Here is a 17,356-nt window from a genome sequence, read left to right on the forward strand (position 1 = left end):
CCACTGACTCTGGAGGTGGAATGTCCCGTTTACGCCGAATGGCGGCTCCGCTCGTGCTGGCCGTCGGGGGCGGCCTGTTCGCCGCGGCACCGGCCGCCGAGGCCGCGCCGGTCGCCTGTGACACGACGAGCACGCCGTACACGTACGTGGTGACCTACCAGCCGGGCACGCGCGCGTCGTCGGTCGACAAGGAGCTGGCGGCCAAGTGCGGCACGAAGGTGGCGTACTACGGCGAGATCGGCGTCGCGATCGCCACCTCGCGCAACGCGGACTTCCAGCAGAAGATCGGCGTCTACCGGGCTTATTCGGGCGGAAAGGACGTGGCTTCCCAGGGGGCCGCGGCTTCGGCGCGTTCGCTGGGCGCGGTCCGGACGCTGGAGGACACGCGCACGTTCGCCGCTTCCGGTGATCTGTCCGCCCAGCAGTGGGACATGAAGGCGATCCACGCGCCGGAGGCGAACAAGAAGTACCAGGGCAGCCGTTCGGTGACGGTCGGCGTGCTGGACTCGGGCATCGACGCGACGCACCCGGCGCTCAAGGCCGCCGTTTCGCCTTCCGAGTCGGCCGGCTGCATCACGGGTGCCGCGGACACTTCCCCGGCGTCGTGGGCCCCGACGACGTCCGACCACGGAACGCACGTGGCGGGCACGATCGCGGGCAAGGACCCGGCGGCGGGCTTCACCGGCATCGCGCCGGGGGTCAAGCTGGCGTCGGTGAAGGTCGTCAACGACGACGGGTACATCTTCCCGGAGTCGGCGGTCTGCGGGTTCGTGTGGGCGGCCAAGCACGGCTTCCCGGTGACGAACAACAGCTACTACATCGACCCGGGCATGTTCTTCTGCTCTCGCGAACCGGGCGACGCGGCGGCGTACGAGGCAGTGCGCCGCGCGATCGAGTTCTCGACGCACCACGGTGTCCTGAACGTGTCGGCGGCGGGCAACTCGGGCTTCGACACGACCGCCCAGACAACGGACCCGAACCGCCCGCACCCGGTGGACAAGTCGTGCGGCATCCTCCCGAAGGCGATCGACGGGGTCGTGACGGTGTCGTCGGTGGGGTACGCGGGCACGAAGTCGTCGTTCAGCAACTACGGCTCCATCGACGTGACTGCCCCGGGCGGCGACTTCTCCCAGCTGCCGCCGTCCGGCGAGGGCCCGTCGTGCCCCCTGTCGACGACGGTGTTCGGCGGGCTTTACGGCTCGAAGTGCGGCACGTCGATGGCGTCCCCGCACGCGGCGGGGGTCGCGGCCCTGCTGGCTTCGAAGTTCCGCGGGATTCCGCCGCAGCTGCTGGCCCGGGTGCTGGCGGGAGAGGCGGACCCGGTGAAGTGCGCGGCCGCGGAGACGGCGTGCACGGGACCGGCGAAGAACAACTCGTACTACGGCCACGGCCTGGTCAACGCCCTGGACGCGGTCCGCTGACTCCCGACAAAGGAGCAGGGTGGTCATCCCGTCGCCTGAGGCCGTGAAATCACTTTGAGCCGGGCCCGCAACCCACAGTGCAACGCGAGACAGCGACGCAAGCTTGCGGGCCCGGCTCAAAGTGATAGGCCTCGTCCAGGCGACGGGATGACCACCCAGCGGCCCACCTCTCAGAAGTGAGAGGACAGCGAGACGGCCGGCCATCCCGGAGCCTGCCCGTCCGGCGAGGACATGCTTTGCTCTGTAGCGCGAAGGGAAGCAGGTCTGGTGACCTCGTGGTCGGCTTGCGCTGCCGGCCGGCGGTTGCTTACCTCTCCGGCGAACCGAAGGGCCCTCCGGCATAGTCGCCGGAGGGCCCTTCGGTGTTGCTGAACGCGTCAGACGCGCTTGAAGAGCAGTGCTCGCTTCACTTCCTGGATCGCCTTGGTCACCTGGATCCCGCGCGGGCAGGCGTCCGTGCAGTTGAACGTCGTCCGGCAGCGCCAGACACCCTCGCCGTCGTTCAGGATGTCCAGGCGCTCCTCGGCTCCCTCATCTCGGGAGTCGAAGATGAAGCGGTGCGCGTTCACGATCGCCGCCGGGCCGAAGTACGAGCCGTCGTTCCAGTACACCGGGCACGACGAAGTGCAGCACGCACACAGGATGCACTTGGTCGTGTCGTCGAACCGGTCGCGGTCCGCCTGGGACTGGATCCGCTCGCGGGTCGGCTCGTTCCCGTAGGTGATCAAGTACGGCTTGATCGCCCGGTACGCCTCGAAGAACGGGTCCATGTCGACGTACAGGTCCTTCAACGTCGTCAGGCCCTTGATCGGGGCGATCGTGATCGTGGTCTTCTTGCCGCCCGATTCCAGCAGGTCCTTCATCAGGACCTTGCACGCCAGGCGGTTGATGCCGTTGATCTGCATCGCGTCGGACCCGCACACGCCGTGGGCGCACGAACGGCGGAACGAGAACGTGCCGTCGATGTAGTCCTTGACGTAGAACAGCAGGTTCAGCAGCCGGTCGGTGCGCTGCGCCGGGACGTCGTAGGACTCCCAGTGCGGCTCCGAATCCACCTCGGGGTTGAACCGCAGGATCTTCAGCGTGACCGTGATCGGGGTGTGCTCGTCGGACGCGGAAGACGAAGGAGCTTCGGCAATGGCAGTCATCAGTACTTCCGCTCCATCGGTTCGTAGCGGGTGAAGGTAACCGGCTTGTAGTCGAGCCGGATGTCGGACGCCAGGCCGGTGCCCTGCTTGTACGCCATGGTGTGCCGCATGAAGTTCGTGTCGTCGCGGGTCGGGTAGTCCTCGCGGGCGTGGCCGCCGCGGGACTCCTTGCGCGCGATCGCGCCGACGATCAGCACCTCGGCCAGCTCCAGCAGGAAGCCCAGCTCGACGGCTTCGAGCAGGTCGGTGTTGTACCGCTTGCCCTTGTCCGCCACGGTGATCCGCTCGTACCGGGCCTTCAGCGCCTGGATGTCGGTCAGCGCCTGCTTCAGCGTGTCTTCGGTCCGGTACACCGACGCGTGCGAGTCCATCGTCTGCTGCATTTCCTTGCGGATGTCGGCGACGCGCTCGTCGCCGTGCTCCGACAGCAGGCCGGCCAGCTGCTCCTCGACCAGCGTGGTCGGGTTGTCGGGCAGCTCGACGTGCTCGTGCGCCAGCGCGTACTCCGCGGCCGCGATGCCGGCGCGGCGGCCGAACACGTTGATGTCCAGCAGCGAGTTCGTGCCCAGGCGGTTCGAGCCGTGCACGGACACGCACGCGACCTCGCCTGCGGCGTACAGGCCCGGGATGACGTTCTCGTTGTCCCGCAGCGCTTCGCCGTGGATGTTGGTCGGGATGCCGCCCATCACGTAGTGGCAGGTCGGGAACACCGGCACCGGCTCCTTGACCGGGTCGACGCCCAAGTAGGTCCGGGAGAACTCCATGATGTCCGGGAGCTTCGCGTTCAGCGTCTCCTCGGGGATGTGCGTGACGTCCAGGACGACGTAGTCCTTGTTCGGCCCGCACCCGCGCCCCTGCAGCACTTCCTGCACCATCGACCGCGCCACGATGTCGCGCGGCGCGAGGTCCTTGATGGTGGGGGCGTAGCGCTCCATGAACCGCTCGCCGGACGCGTTGCGCAGGATCCCGCCCTCGCCGCGGACGGCTTCGGAGATCAGGATGCCCAGGCCCGCGAGGCCGGTCGGGTGGAACTGGAAGAACTCCATGTCCTCCAGCGGCAGGCCCTTGCGGAAGATGATGCCGAGGCCGTCGCCGGTGAGGGTGTGCGCGTTCGACGTCGTCTTGAAGATCTTGCCCGCGCCGCCGGTGGCCATCACGATCGACTTCGCCTGGAAGACGTGCAGCTCGCCGGTGGCCAGCTCGTAGGCGACGACGCCGGAGGCGACCGGGTTGCCGTTCTCGTCCGGGCTGGTGACCAGGTCGAGCACGTAGAACTCGTTGAAGAACTCCGTGCCGTACTTGACGCAGTTCTGGTACAGCGTCTGCAGGATCATGTGCCCGGTGCGGTCCGCGGCGTAGCAGGCGCGGCGCACCGCGGCCTTGCCGTGGTCACGCGTGTGCCCGCCGAAGCGGCGCTGGTCGATCTTGCCCTCGGGCGTGCGGTTGAACGGCAGGCCCATCTTCTCGAGGTCGAGGACCGCGTCGATGGCCTCCTTCGCCATGATCTCCGCGGCGTCCTGGTCGACCAGGTAGTCGCCGCCCTTGATCGTGTCGAAGGTGTGCCACTCCCAGTTGTCCTCTTCGACGTTCGCCAGCGCGGCGCACATGCCGCCCTGGGCCGCGCCGGTGTGGGACCGGGTCGGGTAGAGCTTGGTGAGGACCGCCGTGCGGGTGCGCTGGCCGGACTCGATGGCCGCGCGCATCCCGGCGCCGCCGGCGCCGACGATCACCACGTCGTACTTGTGGAACTGCATGGTGGGAGGTCTCCGGGGTCAGTTCGCGGGCATGTTCGGGTCGAAGGTGAAGATCACCATCGTGCCGACGGCCAGGATCAGCACCATCGAGACGTAGAGCAGGATCTTCAGCCAGAACCGCGTGCTGTCCTTGCGCGCGTAGTCGTCGATGATGGTGCGCAGGCCGTTGCCGCCGTGGATCTCGGCCAGCCAGAGCATGGCCAGGTCCCAGAACTGCCAGAACGGCGAGGCCCAGCGGCCGGCGACGAAGCCCCAGTTGATCCGGTGCACACCGCCGTCGAGGATGTTCATGATCAGCAGGTGGCCGAGCACCAGGATGATCAGGGCGAGGCCGGAGATCCGCATGAACAGCCAGCTGTAGAGCTCGAAGTTGCTGCGGCGGGCGGCGGGGCGCTTCGGCGCGCGGGGGTTCGCGAGGGCGAGGTCGGCCATGTCAGTTACCCCCGAAGAGCGTTTCGACGGTGCGCTTCAGCATGAAGAAGGCACCGGGGACCATCACGACGACCCAGACCACGCCGATCACCCAGAGCATGGCCTTCTGCAGCTTCGGGCCCTTCGACCAGAAGTCGACCAGCATGACGCGGATGCCGTTCAGCGCGTGGAAGAGGACCGCGCCGACCAGGCCCACCTCGAGGAGGTTGACGATCGGGGTCTTGTAGGTCTCGATGACCTGGTCGTAGGTGTTCGGCGACACGCGTACCAGCGCGGTGTCGAGCACGTGCACGAACAGGAAGAAGAATGTGAGCACGCCGGTGATGCGGTGCAGCACCCAGGACCACATGCCGGGGTCGCCCCGGTAGAAGGTCCCCTGCCGGCGTGAGGCACCCGCCCGATCGCTCGCTCCTGCCTCAGTGGCAGTGCTCGCCGTGGTGGACATCGGTGAACGGCCTCCAACGTCTGACTGTGCGCCCGGTGGCCGGTGAGGTCCGCAGTCGCTCCGGAACGGACGAGCATGCCGAGATCAACGTCATCGAGCCTGGATGAATCGGATGCTAGACCCGCACCCGGCAAGCGGCTCACCTCCGGGTTCCCCTCTGTGATGGACCAGACACCGGTACTCCCGTACCGCCACCCGGCGGTGTGGCGCAGCACACTCGGCGGTGTGGCGCCCGGGCTCGCCGCGGTCACTGGAGATCTGACCTCTTCGCCATCTGATATCTGATGCACTAGACCAATAGGCTGGTGTGACCGGTTTGTTGTTGACCAACAGTCGAGTCATTCCTACTGTCGCTGCCACATACATCGGATCTCTCACGATGGGGTGACGTTCTGGTGCGACGACTCGGCTTGGTGATCGCCGTCGCGGTACTGCTCCCCGTGGCGGTGGTCACGCCCGCCCGGGCACTGCCGGACGGGCTGGCGCTGACCCCGCCGATGGGCTTCAACAACTGGAACACCACCGGCTGCGCGGTCGACGAGCGGATCATCCGCGACACCGCGGACATCTTCGTCGCCCAGGGCCTGAAGGCCGCCGGCTACCAGTACGTCAACGTCGACGACTGCTGGGCCGAGCCGGCACGCGACGCCGAAGGCCGGATGCAGGCGAACAAGGCGCGGTTCCCGAACGGGATCAAGGCGCTGGCCGACTACGTCCACTCGAAGGGCCTCAAGTTCGGCATCTACACCAGTGCGGGCACGCTGACCTGCGCGAAGACCCAGCCCGGCGCGCTCGACCACGAGGAGGTCGACGCGCAGACGTTCGCGGACTGGGGCGTCGACTACCTCAAGTACGACAACTGCAACAACGAGGGACGGCCCGCGCTCGAGCGCTACACGAAGATGCGCGACGCACTGGCGAAGACCGGTCGCCCGATCGTGTACTCGCTCTGCGAGTGGGGCGAGAACAAGCCGTGGGAGTGGGGTGCGGACGTCGGGCACCTGTGGCGCACCACCGGTGACATCAAGGACAACTGGGCGAAGATGGTCCAGATCCTCAAGGCGAACGCACCGCTCGCGCCGTATGCCGGTCCGGGCCACTGGAACGATCCCGACATGCTCGAGGTCGGCAACGGCGGCATGACAACCGCGGAGTACCAGTCCCACTTCTCGTTGTGGGCCGTGATGGCCGCCCCGCTGCTGATCGGCGCCGACCTGCGCAAGGTGTCGCCGGCGAACTTCGACGTCCTGCGCAACGCCGAGGTCATCGCCCTCGACCAGGACCGCCGCGGGGTCCAGGCGCGCGTGCTGTCCAACCAGGACGGTCACTGGGTCTTCGCCAAGCCCCTCGCGAACGGCGACGTCGCGGTCGCGCTCTTCAACGAAACGACCTCCAGCGCGCCGATCGGCACCACCGCGGCCGCCGTCGGCCTCCCGAAGGCCGCCGGGTACTCCGCCCGCGACCTCTGGGCCCACCGCGACCTGCAGACCGCCGGCCGGATCTCGGCGGTCGTCCCGCCGCACGCGACGGTCGTGTACCGGGTCCACGCGGGTGGCTCCTGGCTGCGGAACGCGCCGCTCGTGAGCACCGGTGTCGAGCTGACGGCGCCGGTGCCCGGCGTGCCGGGCGAGATCACTCCCGCCGGGAAGCCGTTCGAGGTCACGGTGTCCGCGACCGACGAGGCCCGGGTCCCGGTGTTCGACCCGCGCGTCACGCTGACCGCGCCGGCCGGCTGGCGCGTCGAACAGCTGTCCCGGCCGCGGGCGTTCGTGCTCGGCACCGGCGACCGGGCTGCGGCACGCTGGCGGGTCACCCCACCGGCCGGCACCGAAGGGACGACGGCGGTGCTGCACGGCGGCGTCACCTACCGCACGATCGGGTTCGGCCGGGTGGACTGGGCCGGTGACCAGCAGCTGACCGTGCCCGCGGCGCCACCCGGCGGCCCGGCCTGGGCCAGTGACCTGCGCTGGGCGGCGGAGAAGAACGGCTACGGCCCGGTCGAGCGCGACATGTCCAACGGCAGCATCCCGGCGGGCGACGGCAAGCCCCTGACGATCAACGGCGCCGTCTACGCCAAGGGTCTCGGCGCCCACGCCCCGAGCGAGGTCGTCTTCTACCTGGGCGGCCGCTGCACGGCGTTCACCGCGGACGTCGGCGTCGACGACGAACGCGAGGCGACGAACAAGCAGGGCTCGGCGACGTTCGAGGTCTACGCGGACGGCTCCCGGGTCGCCGCGACCGGCGTCCGGACGTGGCAGGACCCGGCGCTCCCGCTGGCGGCGGACCTCCACGGCGCCCGGTACCTGCGGTTGGTGATCACCGACGGCGGTGACGGCAACTCCTACGACCGCAGCGACTGGGCCGCGGCGCGGCTCACCTGCGCCTGAATGGCCGTCATCTCACAGAGTGACTGGACTGGCTCACCTTCCGGTCAGTCCGGCACACTGAGTGACACGAAATGGCATTTCGACCGTCCCCGAGACGTCGAACCCGCCGAAAGTAGGTCTCCGTACGGCCCGATGATCACGGGCGGTGTACGTCCAGTCGCGCGCGCGACTCGTGAGTAAACGTTTGTGTTACGTAGCGTGCCGTTCCTATGGCGCTTTCCTGTCCGTTGGGTACGGTCTGGCGGTCGACCCGGCAGTGGGCCGGGTCGTGCCCTTGACCATCCGCTGGATCAGCGGGGAGGGAGACACACGTTGCGTCGCATGCGTGGAACCGCGCTGGCCGCCGCGGCCATGGCCGGGGTGCTCGCCCTGGCCGGGTGCGCCAAGGACTCGGCCGGTGGTAGCAGCAACAACAGCGCCGCGCCTTCGTCGGGTGGCTCGGACTGCGTCACCGCGCAGAAGCCGCCCGCCGCGCCCGCCGCGTCGAGCAGCACCGCCGCCGCCGGCGGCAAGGTCGACGGCAGCAAGCTGAAGATCGGCCTGGCCTTCGACGTGGGCGGCCGGGGTGACGCGTCGTTCAACGACGCCGCCGCCGCGGGCACCGACAAGGCGAAGTCCGAGCTGGGCGTGACCACGGTGAACGAAAGCACCGCGTCCGCCAGCGAGGCCGAGTCGGCCAAGCAGCAGCGCCTCGACCAGATGGCCTCCCAGGGCTTGAACCCGATCGTCGCGGTCGGCTTCGCCTACGCCGACTCGGTCAAGGCCGTCGCCGCCAAGTACCCGAACACCAAGTTCGCGATCGTCGACGACGACTCGATCACGCTCCCGAACGTCACGCCGCTGGTCTTCGCCGAGGAGCAGGGTTCGTTCCTGGCCGGCGTCGCCGCCGCGTACAAGAGCAAGAGCTGCCACATCGGCTTCGTCGGCGGTGTCAACACCCCGCTGATCCAGAAGTTCGAGGCCGGCTTCCTGCAGGGCGCGAAGACGGTTTCGTCCAAGATCAAGATCGAGGACGAGTACCTCACCCCGGCCGGTGACTTCTCCGGGTTCCAGGACCCGCCGAAGGGCAACGCCAAGGCCGCGGCCGAGATCGCCAAGGGCGCGGACGTGATCTACCACGCCGCCGGCGCCTCCGGTAAGGGCGTCTTCGACGCCGCCAAGTCGGGCAACGCGCTGGCCATCGGCGTCGACTCCGACCAGTACAACCAGAAGACCGTCGCGGCCGACAAGGACGTCATCATCACGTCCATGCTCAAGCGCGTCGACGTCGCGGTGTTCGACTACATCCAGGCCGTCGCGAAGGGCGACCTGACCGTCCTGCCGAAGCGGTTCGACCTCAAGGTCGACGGCGTCGGCTACGCCACCTCCGGTGGCAAGGTCGACGACATCAAGGACGTCCTGGACGGCTACAAGGCCCAGATCATCTCGGGCGCGATCACCGTTTCGGACAAGCCGCAGAAGTAGCTCACTACGCGCCGGGGCTCGGAGGGATTTCCCCTCCGAGCCCTGACGTGTTTAACGAGATATGGAATTCTCCCGCCCATGAGCACTGCCGAGGCCCCGGCCGAGGCCGTCCCCGACCGGGGCGTCCCCGCCGTCCAGCTGACCGGGATCACCAAACGTTTCCCCGGCGTGGTGGCCAACTCCGACGTCAACCTCACCGTCGCCGCGGGCGAGGTGCACGCCATCTGTGGCGAGAACGGCGCCGGCAAGTCCACCCTGATGAAGATCCTCTACGGCATGCAGCCGCCGGACGAGGGCACGATCGCGATCAACGGCGACGAGGTGAAGCTGCGCAACCCGCAGGACGCCATCCGCGCCGGGATCGGCATGGTGCACCAGCACTTCATGCTGGCCGACAACCTCACGGTCGGCGAGAACGTGTTCCTCGGCGCCGAGGGCCTGCACGGCATCGGGCGCGCCGCCCGGGCGCGGCTGGCCGAGCTGGCCGAGCGGACCGGGCTGCACGCCAAGCCCGACACCCTGCTCGAAGAGCTGGGCGTGGCCGACCGCCAGCGCGTCGAGATCGTCAAGGTGCTCTACCGCGGGGCGAAGATCATCATCCTGGACGAGCCGACCGCGGTGCTCGTGCCGCAGGAGGTCGACGCGCTGTTCGCGACCGTCCGGGAGATGAAGGGCGACGGCTACACGTTCCTCTTCATCTCGCACAAGCTCGACGAGGTGCGCGCGATCGCCGACACCGTCACGGTGATCCGGCGCGGCACGACCGTGGGCACGGCCGACCCGAAGACCATCACTTCGCGCCAGCTCGCGGAGATGATGGTCGGCTCGGAGCTGCCCAGCCCGGAGACCCGCGAGTCCACCGTCACCGACCGCGCCGTGCTGCGGCTGACCGGGCTGACGCTGGGCGCCGAGGGGTCCGACCGCAACGCGCTCGACGACGTCACGTTCACCGTGCGCGCGGGCGAGGTGCTCGGCGTCGCCGGTGTCGAGGGCAACGGCCAGACCGAGCTCGTCGAGACCATCATGGGCATGCGCAAGCCGACCGGCGGCACGATCGAGCTGGTCGACGCCGAAGGGAAAGCACGCGACCTGACGAAGGCGGGCACGCTGGCGCGGCGCGAGGCCGGCATCGGCTACATCGCCGAAGACCGCACGCGGCACAGCCTGCTGCTCACGCAACCGTTGTGGGTCAACCGGATCCTCGGCTACCAGACCCGCGAACCGGTCTCCAAGGGACAGTTGCTCGACATCGCGGGCACGCGCGCGGACACCGAGCGGATCGTGCGCGAGTACGACGTCCGCACGCCGGGGATCGACGTCCCCGCCGCGGCGCTCTCGGGCGGAAACCAGCAGAAGCTGATCGTCGGGCGGGAGCTGTCCGGCAACCCGGTGCTGCTGATCGCGTCGCACCCGACCCGCGGTGTCGACGTCGGCGCGCAGGCGCTGATCTGGGAGAACATCCGCCAGGCCCGCGCGGCCGGCCTCGCCGTGCTGCTGATCTCGGCCGACCTCGACGAGCTCATCGGCCTGTCCGACACGATCCGCGTCATGCTGCGCGGGCGGCTCGTCAGCGAGGCCGACCCCGCCACGGTGACTCCGCAAGAACTGGGTTCGGCGATGACCGGCGCCGGAGAGGGTGACGACGAATGACCTCCTGGCGCACGAAACTGCTGCCACCGCTGCTGGCGATCGTGTTCGCCGTGCTGCTGTCGGCGATCGCCCTGATCATCTCGGGGGCCGACCCGCTCCAGGCCTACGGCACGATGATCGGCCAGATGTTCAAGGGCTCGACCGCGGTCGACACCGTGAACCTCGCGACCGTGTACTACCTGTCCGGGCTCGCGGTCGCCATCGGCTTCCAGATGAACCTCTTCAACATCGGGGTCGAGGGCCAGTACCGGTTCGCCGCGGTCGTCGCGGCCATCGCCGGCGGCGCGCTGCAGCTCCCGCCGGTGATCCACACGCTGGTCATCCTCATCGTCGCGGTCGTCGCCGGTGCGGCGTACGCGGCCATCCCGGCGATCCTCAAGGTCACCCGCGGGGTGAGCGAGGTGATCGCGACGATCATGCTGAACGCGATCGTCGGCGGGATCATCGCCTTCCTCATCAACGCCGACCAGTTCGGCGTGCAGCGGGGCAACAACATCGGGACCCGCGAGATCGCGCCGTCCGGCCGGATCCCGGGCATCCCGCTCGGCTCGGGGACGCTCTTCGGGTTCGTGGTCATCGCCGCGATCATCGGTGCCGCCTACTGGTTCATGCTCAACCGCACGCGGTTCGGCTTCGAGCTCAAGGCCTCCGGCGAGTCGACCACCGCGGCCGCCGCGGGTGGTGTCAACGCCAAGAAGATGACGCTGATCGCGATGCTGCTCTCCGGCGGTGTCGCGGGTCTGGTCGCGATGCCGGAGCTGCTCGGCCGCGACTACACCTACGGCATCACCTCGACCCAGATGTACGGCTTCACCGGCATCGCCGTCGCGCTGCTGGGCCGCAACCACCCCGGCGGCATCGCGCTCGGCGCGCTGCTGTGGGCGTTCCTCGACACCTCCGCGGTGTCGCTGGAGCAGATCAACGTGTCCAAGGAGATCGCGACGATCATGCAGGGCATCATCGTGCTGTCGGTCGTCGTGGCGTACGAGGTCGTGCGCCGGGCCGACCTGGCCGCCGAACAACGCAGGGTGGGCCGGGCACTCGCCGGCAACGGCCGCAAGGGCGCTTCGGTCGCCGAAGGGGGTGCGGTCTGATGGTCGTCACCGACGTCTCCCGGCCCGACGCGGGCAGCCCCGGCACCATGCCGGTGCACCGCAAGCGGTCCCGGATCCCCGGCTGGCTGCGCGGGGTCATCTGGGCCGTCATCGCCATCGCCGTCGTCTCGACGGCGTCGTACTCCACCGGCGTCGCCGCGCTGACCTCGTCGAACACTTCCTCGACGGCGTTGCGCCTGGCGCTGCCGATCCTGCTGTGCGCGCTCGGCGGTCTCTGGGCCGAACGCGCGGGCGTCGTCAACATCGGCCTCGAGGGCATGATGATCCTCGGGACCTGGGGTGCCGCCTGGGGTTCGTACTACGGCGGCGTCTGGGCCGGCCTGCTGGCCGCGATCGTCTTCGGCGCGCTGGGCGGGCTGCTGCACGCGGTGGCGACGGTGACGTTCAACGTCAACCACATCGTCTCCGGCGTCGCGATCAACCTGCTCGGCCTCGGCGTGACGAAGTACCTGGCGAACCTGGTCTTCGAGCCGCTGTCGGGCAACCCGCGGCAGTCGCCGGTGGTGCCGAAGTTCGACACCTACTCGGCTTCGGGCCTGTCCGACTGGCTCGGTGACCTCGAGAAGGAGCAGCGCGTCGGGATCTCCGACGTCGCCGGCATCCTGCGCGGCCTGGTCACCGAGGTGGCGCCGCTGACGATGATCGCGATCATCCTCGTGCCGGTGAGCTTCTGGGTGCTCTGGAAGACCCGCTTCGGCCTGCGGCTGCGCTCGTGCGGCGAAAACCCGGTGGCCGCGGAGTCCCTGGGCGTCAACGTCTACCGGCACAAGTACATCGCGATGCTCATCTCCGGTGCGCTGGCCGGCATGGGTGGCGCGTCGCTGGTGCTGCTGCGCGGCGGCGCGGACTACCTGGAGAACCAGACGAACGGCCGCGGGTACATCGGCCTCGCGGCGATGATCTTCGGCAACTGGCGCCCGGGTGGCCTGCTCGGCGGCGCGGCGCTGTTCGGTTACGCGGACGGCCTGCAGCTCGCCGGCGGTGGCGAAGCGGTGCTCGCGCTGCTGTACGGCGCGGTGATCCTGGTCGGCGTGATCGTCGTGGTGCAGTTGTTCCGCCGCCAGTGGATCGCGGCCGGGCTCGGCGTCGTCGGCGCGGGCGTGCTGTACGCGATCTACTGGTCCAACGACACGCTGCCGTCGGACCTGATCCCGTACACCGCGCACTTCGTGACGCTGATCGTGCTGGCCGTGGCTTCGCAGCGGCTGCGGCCGCCGAAGGCCGACGGGCAGCCGTACCGGCGGGGTGAAGACTAGTGTCCACAATAGACTGGGACGCTCTGCGCGCTCAGGCGATCGAGGCCGCTTCCCATGCGTACGCGCCTTATTCGGGCCTGCACGTCGGGGTCGCCGGGATCGTCGACGACGGTCGCGTGGTCACCGGGTGCAACGTCGAGAACGCGTCGTACGGGCTCGGGCTCTGCGCCGAATGCACGATGGCCGGGCAGCTGCGGCTGTCCGGCGGCGGCAAGCTGGTCGCCGTCGCGTGCCGCAGCGGCGCCGGTGACCTGCTGATGCCGTGCGGGCGCTGCCGGCAGATCCTGTTCGAGCTGGGCGGTTCCGCCTGCCTGGTGGACACGCCCAGCGGCATCCTGCCGATGTCGGACGTGCTGCCGGACGCCTTCGGCCCGGACGACCTGCCGTGACGGGGTTCGCGGCGGTCGACGTCATCCGGACCAAGCGGGACGGCGGCCGGCTCTCGGACGAGCAGATCGACTGGGTCGTCGACGCCTACACCCACGGCGTGGTCGCCGAAGAGCAGATGTCGGCGCTGGCCATGGCGATCTTCTTGCGGGGCATGGACTCCGGCGAGATCTCGCGGTGGACCGGCGCGATGATCTCCTCCGGCGAGCGGCTCTCCTTGGACGTCTCGCGGCCGACGGTCGACAAGCACTCGACGGGCGGGGTCGGCGACAAGATCACGCTGCCGCTGGCGCCGTTGGTGGCGGCGTGCGGCGCGGCGGTGCCGCAGCTGTCCGGGCGCGGGCTCGGGCACACCGGCGGGACACTCGACAAGCTGGAGTCGATCCCGGGGTGGCGCGCTTCGCTGTCCACCGAGGAGATCGCTCGTCAGCTGGAGGACGTCGGCGCGGTGGTCTGCGCGGCGACGTCCGGGCTCGCGCCGGCGGACAAGAAGCTGTACGCGCTGCGCGACGTGACGTCCACTGTGGAGTCGATCCCGCTGATCGCCAGCTCGATCATGAGCAAGAAGATCGCGGAGGGCGCGTCCGGGCTGGTCCTGGACGTCAAGTTCGGGTCGGGCGCGTTCATGAAGACCCTGGACCAGGCCCGGACCTTGGCCTCGACGTTGACTTCGATCGGCGTCGACCACGGCGTCCCGACGACGGCGCTGCTGACCGACATGAACGTCCCGCTGGGACGCGCGGTCGGGAACGCGGTGGAGGTCGCGGAGTCGGTTTCCGTGCTCCAGGGTGGCGGGCCCGCGGACGTCGTTTCGCTGACGCTGGCGTTGGCGCGGGAGATGCTGGCGCTGGCCGGTCTCGACGTCGACCCGGCCGCGGTGCTGGCTTCCGGCGAGGCGTACGAGACGTGGTGCCGGATGATCTCCGCTCAGGGCGGCGACCCGTCGGCGCCGTTGCCGACGCCGTCGCACGTCCACACGGTCGTCGCGCCGGCTTCGGGTGTGCTGGCTTCGCTGGACGCGTACGCGGTGGGTGTCGCGGCGTGGCGGCTGGGCGCGGGCCGGGCCCGCAAGGAGGACCCGGTCCAGGCCGCGGCGGGCATCCTGTGCCTGGCCAAGCCCGGTGACCCGGTCACCGAGGGTGAGCCGCTGCTGGAGCTGCACACGGACACCCCGGAAGCGGTTCCGGCGGCCCTGGCAGCTCTCGAAGGCGGCTTCGCGGTCGCCTCTGAGGCGCCCGAGCCGGGCCCGATCGTCCGGGAGACGATCCGCGGCACGGTGTGATGATCATCGCGATGATGATCACCCGACTGAGTGACGTCTGACGCATGAAGAAGCCCCCACCGGAAGTTCCGGCGGGGGCTTCTTCGCGTAGTCCTACTCCGTGGCTTCTTCCGCGCCTTCGCCCGGCTTGGCCTTGGCGTCGGCCGGCTTCGGGGCGCGGCCGTTGCGGGAGCTGCGCCGCGGCTGGCGCGGGGCCGGCGGGGGCGGGGCGATCTGCTGGACGGCCGGGCCGCCGCCGAGCATCAGCTCCGCGAACGTCGCCATCGCCTCGTCGAGCTGGCCGCCGATGCGGCGGACGCTCTCGTCGTTGCTCTTGCGGACCAGCGTGTCGACCGAGTCGGTGTCCGGCTGCTTGGACAGCGTGCCCTCGACCTTGGACAGCCCGGCCTTGAGCGCGCCGTCGAGGTCGCCGATGCCGGAGAGGAAGCCGTCTTCTACCTTGTCGAGGCGGCCGGCCAGCTCGTCGAGGCGGGTGGTGACCGTCTCGAGGCGGTTGCCGAGCTTCTCCAGGCGGTCCGAGGCGTCGATCATCTCGCCGGTCTCGGTCAGCGCCGTCTTGAGCGCCTCGGTGTTCGCGCCGATGCGCTCGCCGGTGACGCGGTCCAGCTCGCCGATGCGCTCGTGCGTCGTGCGGCTCAGCTCGTCGACCTTGCCCCGCAGCTCGTGGTCGGCGTGGTCGACGCGCTCGCGCAGCGACGCCTCGGCCTGCTCGATCCGCTCGCGGACCGGGCCGTGCACCGACTGCGGGATCGAGTCGAGCTTCGCGTCCTGCTTGTCGAGGTGGCTGCCGACCTCGTCGATCCGGCGGTGGATGTTCTGGAGTTTGTCCTCGAGTCCGTCCATCCGGCCCGCGACGCCCTCGAAGCGGGCGGCCATGCCGTCGAGCCGGCCGTCGAGCTGCGCGAACGGCTTGGCCAGCTTGTCGACGATGCTCTCGACGGCACGGGTCAGTGCGGCGATCGCGTTGTCCTGGGCCTCGAGCCGCGACATCGTCTCGTCGAGGCGCTCGGCGAGGACGCTGACCTCGGTGCGGTCGGGCATCTCGGACAGCCGCTTGCGGACCGCGCCCAGCGAGTCCACCGGCGCGAGGCGGGCGTAGATGTCGTCGAGCGCGTCGAAGATCTGCTGCTGCTCGCTCTCACGCACTTCGGCCGCGCGCACCAGCATGTTGCGCATCCGGTCGAAGGACGGGGCGGCAATGTGGTTGTCAGTGGTCACTGCTGTGTGTCCTTCGTCGGCGGGGAAATGGAGGGACGTGCCACGAAGCTTAACGATTGCGAAATTGCTGTGCGTATGGCCCCCGTGAAGCGCGTATTACGGAGGCTGCCCCCGGATGGCCGATTCGTCGCATGATCGTCAACGCTGAGCGTTGACCGGAGCCTGAGAGTTACGTCCATGTAGGGGAATGACAACGAGGTTACCGTTGGGGGATGCCTGACGAAAGCCCTGTTCTGACCAGCGAGACGCTCCGCCGTGCGCCGAAGGTCCTCCTGCACGACCACCTCGACGGCGGCCTCCGCCCGGCCACGGTCGCCGAGCTCGCCGAAGCCACCGGCTACGCCGGTCTGCCCACCACCGACCCGGCCGAGCTGGGCACGTGGTTCCGCCGTGCGGCGGACTCCGGCTCACTCGTGTCCTACCTCGAGACCTTCGCGCACACCTGCGGAGTGATGCAAACGGAGGAATCCCTGGTCAGGGTCGCCGCGGAAGCGGTCGAGGACCTGGCCGCCGACGGCGTCGTCTACGCCGAGGTGCGCTACGCACCGGAGTTGTTCGTCGAACGCGGACTGTCACTCGATACGGTGGTCGAGGCCGTCCAGGCGGGGTTCACGGAGGGCACACGGCGCGTGGCCGCGAACGGCGGTTCGATCCGCGTCGGGACGTTGCTCTGCGCGATGCGCCAGCACGCCAGGGCCCTCGAGATCGCGAACCTGGCCGTCCGCTACCGCGACGCCGGCGTGGTCGGGTTCGACATCGCCGGACCGGAGGACGGATTCCCGCCGACCCGCAATCTCGACGCTTTCGAGTATTTGCGCCAGAACAATGCGCATTTCACCATTCATGCGGGCGAAGCGTTCGGACTTCCGTCCATTTGGGAGGCGATTCAGCACTGCGGCGCCGAGCGGCTCGGGCACGGCGTGCGGATCGTCGAGGACATCAAGACCGACGCCGACGGGACGGTCCACCTTGGACGGTTGGCGGCCTATGTCCGTGACCGCCGCATCCCGCTGGAGATCTGCCCGACGTCGAACGTCCAAACAGGCACGGTGCGCTCGATCGGCGAGCACCCGCTCGCCCTGCTCAAGCGGCTTCGCTTCCGGGTGACCGTGAACACGGACAACCGGCTGATGAGCGGGTGCACGATGACCAGCGAATTCGCCGCGCTGCACGAGGCCTTCGGGTATGGCCTCGACGACTTCCGGTGGTTCACGATCAACGCGATGAAATCCGCGTTCATCGATTTCGACGCCCGGCTCGCGCTGATCGACGACGTCGTCAAGCCCGGGTACGCCGCGCTGAGCTGACCTGCTCCGCAAGGTGGTTGCGGTCCTTAGCCTTGCCAACTATCGTTCACCATATAGGAAGTTGTTCTCAGATATTGAGACGGTGGCGAA

At 69.1% G+C, this 17,356-nt stretch carries 14 protein-coding genes; 9 read left to right on the forward strand and 5 right to left on the reverse strand.

Translation table 11 applies throughout. From position 1 onward, the window contains the following. Positions 1 to 20 precede the first annotated feature (20 nt). A complete protein-coding gene (locus QSK39_RS37030; RefSeq protein WP_285482470.1) occupies positions 21 to 1,421 on the forward strand; it encodes a S8 family peptidase in 1,401 nt (466 codons plus the stop codon). A 377-nt stretch (positions 1,422 to 1,798) separates the two neighbouring features. Here QSK39_RS37030 and QSK39_RS37035 read toward each other — a convergent pair whose 3' ends face one another. From QSK39_RS37035 to sdhC, 4 genes are read right to left on the reverse strand one after another with little or no spacing between them, the layout of a single operon-like run. Further along, positions 1,799 to 2,569: a succinate dehydrogenase iron-sulfur subunit gene (locus tag QSK39_RS37035; protein WP_285482471.1), complete on the reverse strand. Its 771-nt coding sequence runs from the start codon at positions 2,567 to 2,569 to the stop codon at positions 1,799 to 1,801. Then, the gene (sdhA, locus tag QSK39_RS37040) at positions 2,569 to 4,323 is read right to left on the reverse strand and encodes a succinate dehydrogenase flavoprotein subunit (RefSeq protein WP_285482472.1); all 1,755 of its coding nucleotides are present in this window, start codon (positions 4,321 to 4,323) and stop codon (positions 2,569 to 2,571) included. The genes QSK39_RS37035 and sdhA overlap by 1 nt, the downstream gene beginning before the upstream one ends. Positions 4,324 to 4,341: 18 nt before the next feature. After that, complete coding sequence (locus QSK39_RS37045) at positions 4,342 to 4,755, reverse strand: succinate dehydrogenase hydrophobic membrane anchor subunit (protein ID WP_247060758.1); 414 nt, start codon at positions 4,753 to 4,755, stop codon at positions 4,342 to 4,344. 1 nt (position 4,756) lies between these two features. Beyond that, positions 4,757 to 5,200 (reverse strand): succinate dehydrogenase, cytochrome b556 subunit, encoded by a 444-nt coding sequence (gene sdhC / locus QSK39_RS37050; RefSeq protein WP_086861784.1) that lies wholly within the window; start codon positions 5,198 to 5,200, stop codon positions 4,757 to 4,759. Between the two features lie 395 nt (positions 5,201 to 5,595). On the opposite strand from sdhC, the gene QSK39_RS37055 reads away from it, so the two are divergent. The 7 genes from QSK39_RS37055 to QSK39_RS37085 all read left to right on the forward strand — a co-directional run bounded on the left by QSK39_RS37055 (position 5,596) and on the right by QSK39_RS37085 (position 14,741). Continuing rightward, entirely contained in the window at positions 5,596 to 7,587 is a 1,992-nt protein-coding gene (locus QSK39_RS37055) for an NPCBM/NEW2 domain-containing protein (protein ID WP_285482473.1), read from the forward strand. A 321-nt stretch (positions 7,588 to 7,908) separates the two neighbouring features. Next, positions 7,909 to 9,051, forward strand: a complete 1,143-nt coding sequence (locus QSK39_RS37060) for a BMP family lipoprotein (RefSeq protein ID WP_285482474.1) — start codon at positions 7,909 to 7,911, stop codon at positions 9,049 to 9,051. A 78-nt stretch (positions 9,052 to 9,129) separates the two neighbouring features. Further along, the gene (locus QSK39_RS37065) at positions 9,130 to 10,701 is read left to right on the forward strand and encodes an ABC transporter ATP-binding protein (RefSeq protein ID WP_285482475.1); all 1,572 of its coding nucleotides are present in this window, start codon (positions 9,130 to 9,132) and stop codon (positions 10,699 to 10,701) included. Beyond that, positions 10,698 to 11,795: an ABC transporter permease gene (locus tag QSK39_RS37070; protein WP_285482476.1), complete on the forward strand. Its 1,098-nt coding sequence runs from the start codon at positions 10,698 to 10,700 to the stop codon at positions 11,793 to 11,795. Before QSK39_RS37065 ends, QSK39_RS37070 begins: the two co-directional genes overlap by 4 nt. Further along, positions 11,795 to 13,072 (forward strand): ABC transporter permease, encoded by a 1,278-nt coding sequence (locus QSK39_RS37075; RefSeq protein ID WP_285482477.1) that lies wholly within the window; start codon positions 11,795 to 11,797, stop codon positions 13,070 to 13,072. Before QSK39_RS37070 ends, QSK39_RS37075 begins: the two co-directional genes overlap by 1 nt. Further along, positions 13,072 to 13,461 (forward strand): cytidine deaminase, encoded by a 390-nt coding sequence (locus QSK39_RS37080; protein ID WP_285482478.1) that lies wholly within the window; start codon positions 13,072 to 13,074, stop codon positions 13,459 to 13,461. The genes QSK39_RS37075 and QSK39_RS37080 overlap by 1 nt, the downstream gene beginning before the upstream one ends. Beyond that, the gene (locus QSK39_RS37085) at positions 13,458 to 14,741 is read left to right on the forward strand and encodes a thymidine phosphorylase (RefSeq protein ID WP_285482479.1); all 1,284 of its coding nucleotides are present in this window, start codon (positions 13,458 to 13,460) and stop codon (positions 14,739 to 14,741) included. The genes QSK39_RS37080 and QSK39_RS37085 overlap by 4 nt, the downstream gene beginning before the upstream one ends. Before the next feature lie 93 nt (positions 14,742 to 14,834). Here QSK39_RS37085 and QSK39_RS37090 read toward each other — a convergent pair whose 3' ends face one another. Continuing rightward, positions 14,835 to 15,959, reverse strand: a complete 1,125-nt coding sequence (locus QSK39_RS37090; protein WP_285482480.1) for a coiled-coil domain-containing protein — start codon at positions 15,957 to 15,959, stop codon at positions 14,835 to 14,837. A 212-nt stretch (positions 15,960 to 16,171) separates the two neighbouring features. Here QSK39_RS37090 and QSK39_RS37095 point away from each other — a divergent pair, with 212 nt between their 5' ends. After that, complete coding sequence (locus QSK39_RS37095) at positions 16,172 to 17,266, forward strand: adenosine deaminase (protein WP_285482481.1); 1,095 nt, start codon at positions 16,172 to 16,174, stop codon at positions 17,264 to 17,266. The last annotated feature ends 90 nt before the right edge of the window (positions 17,267 to 17,356 follow it).

Origin of the sequence: Amycolatopsis sp. NBRC 101858 (assembly GCF_030269325.1) — a bacterium.
In the GTDB taxonomy this organism is placed as follows: domain Bacteria; phylum Actinomycetota; class Actinomycetes; order Mycobacteriales; family Pseudonocardiaceae; genus Amycolatopsis; species Amycolatopsis ponsaeliensis.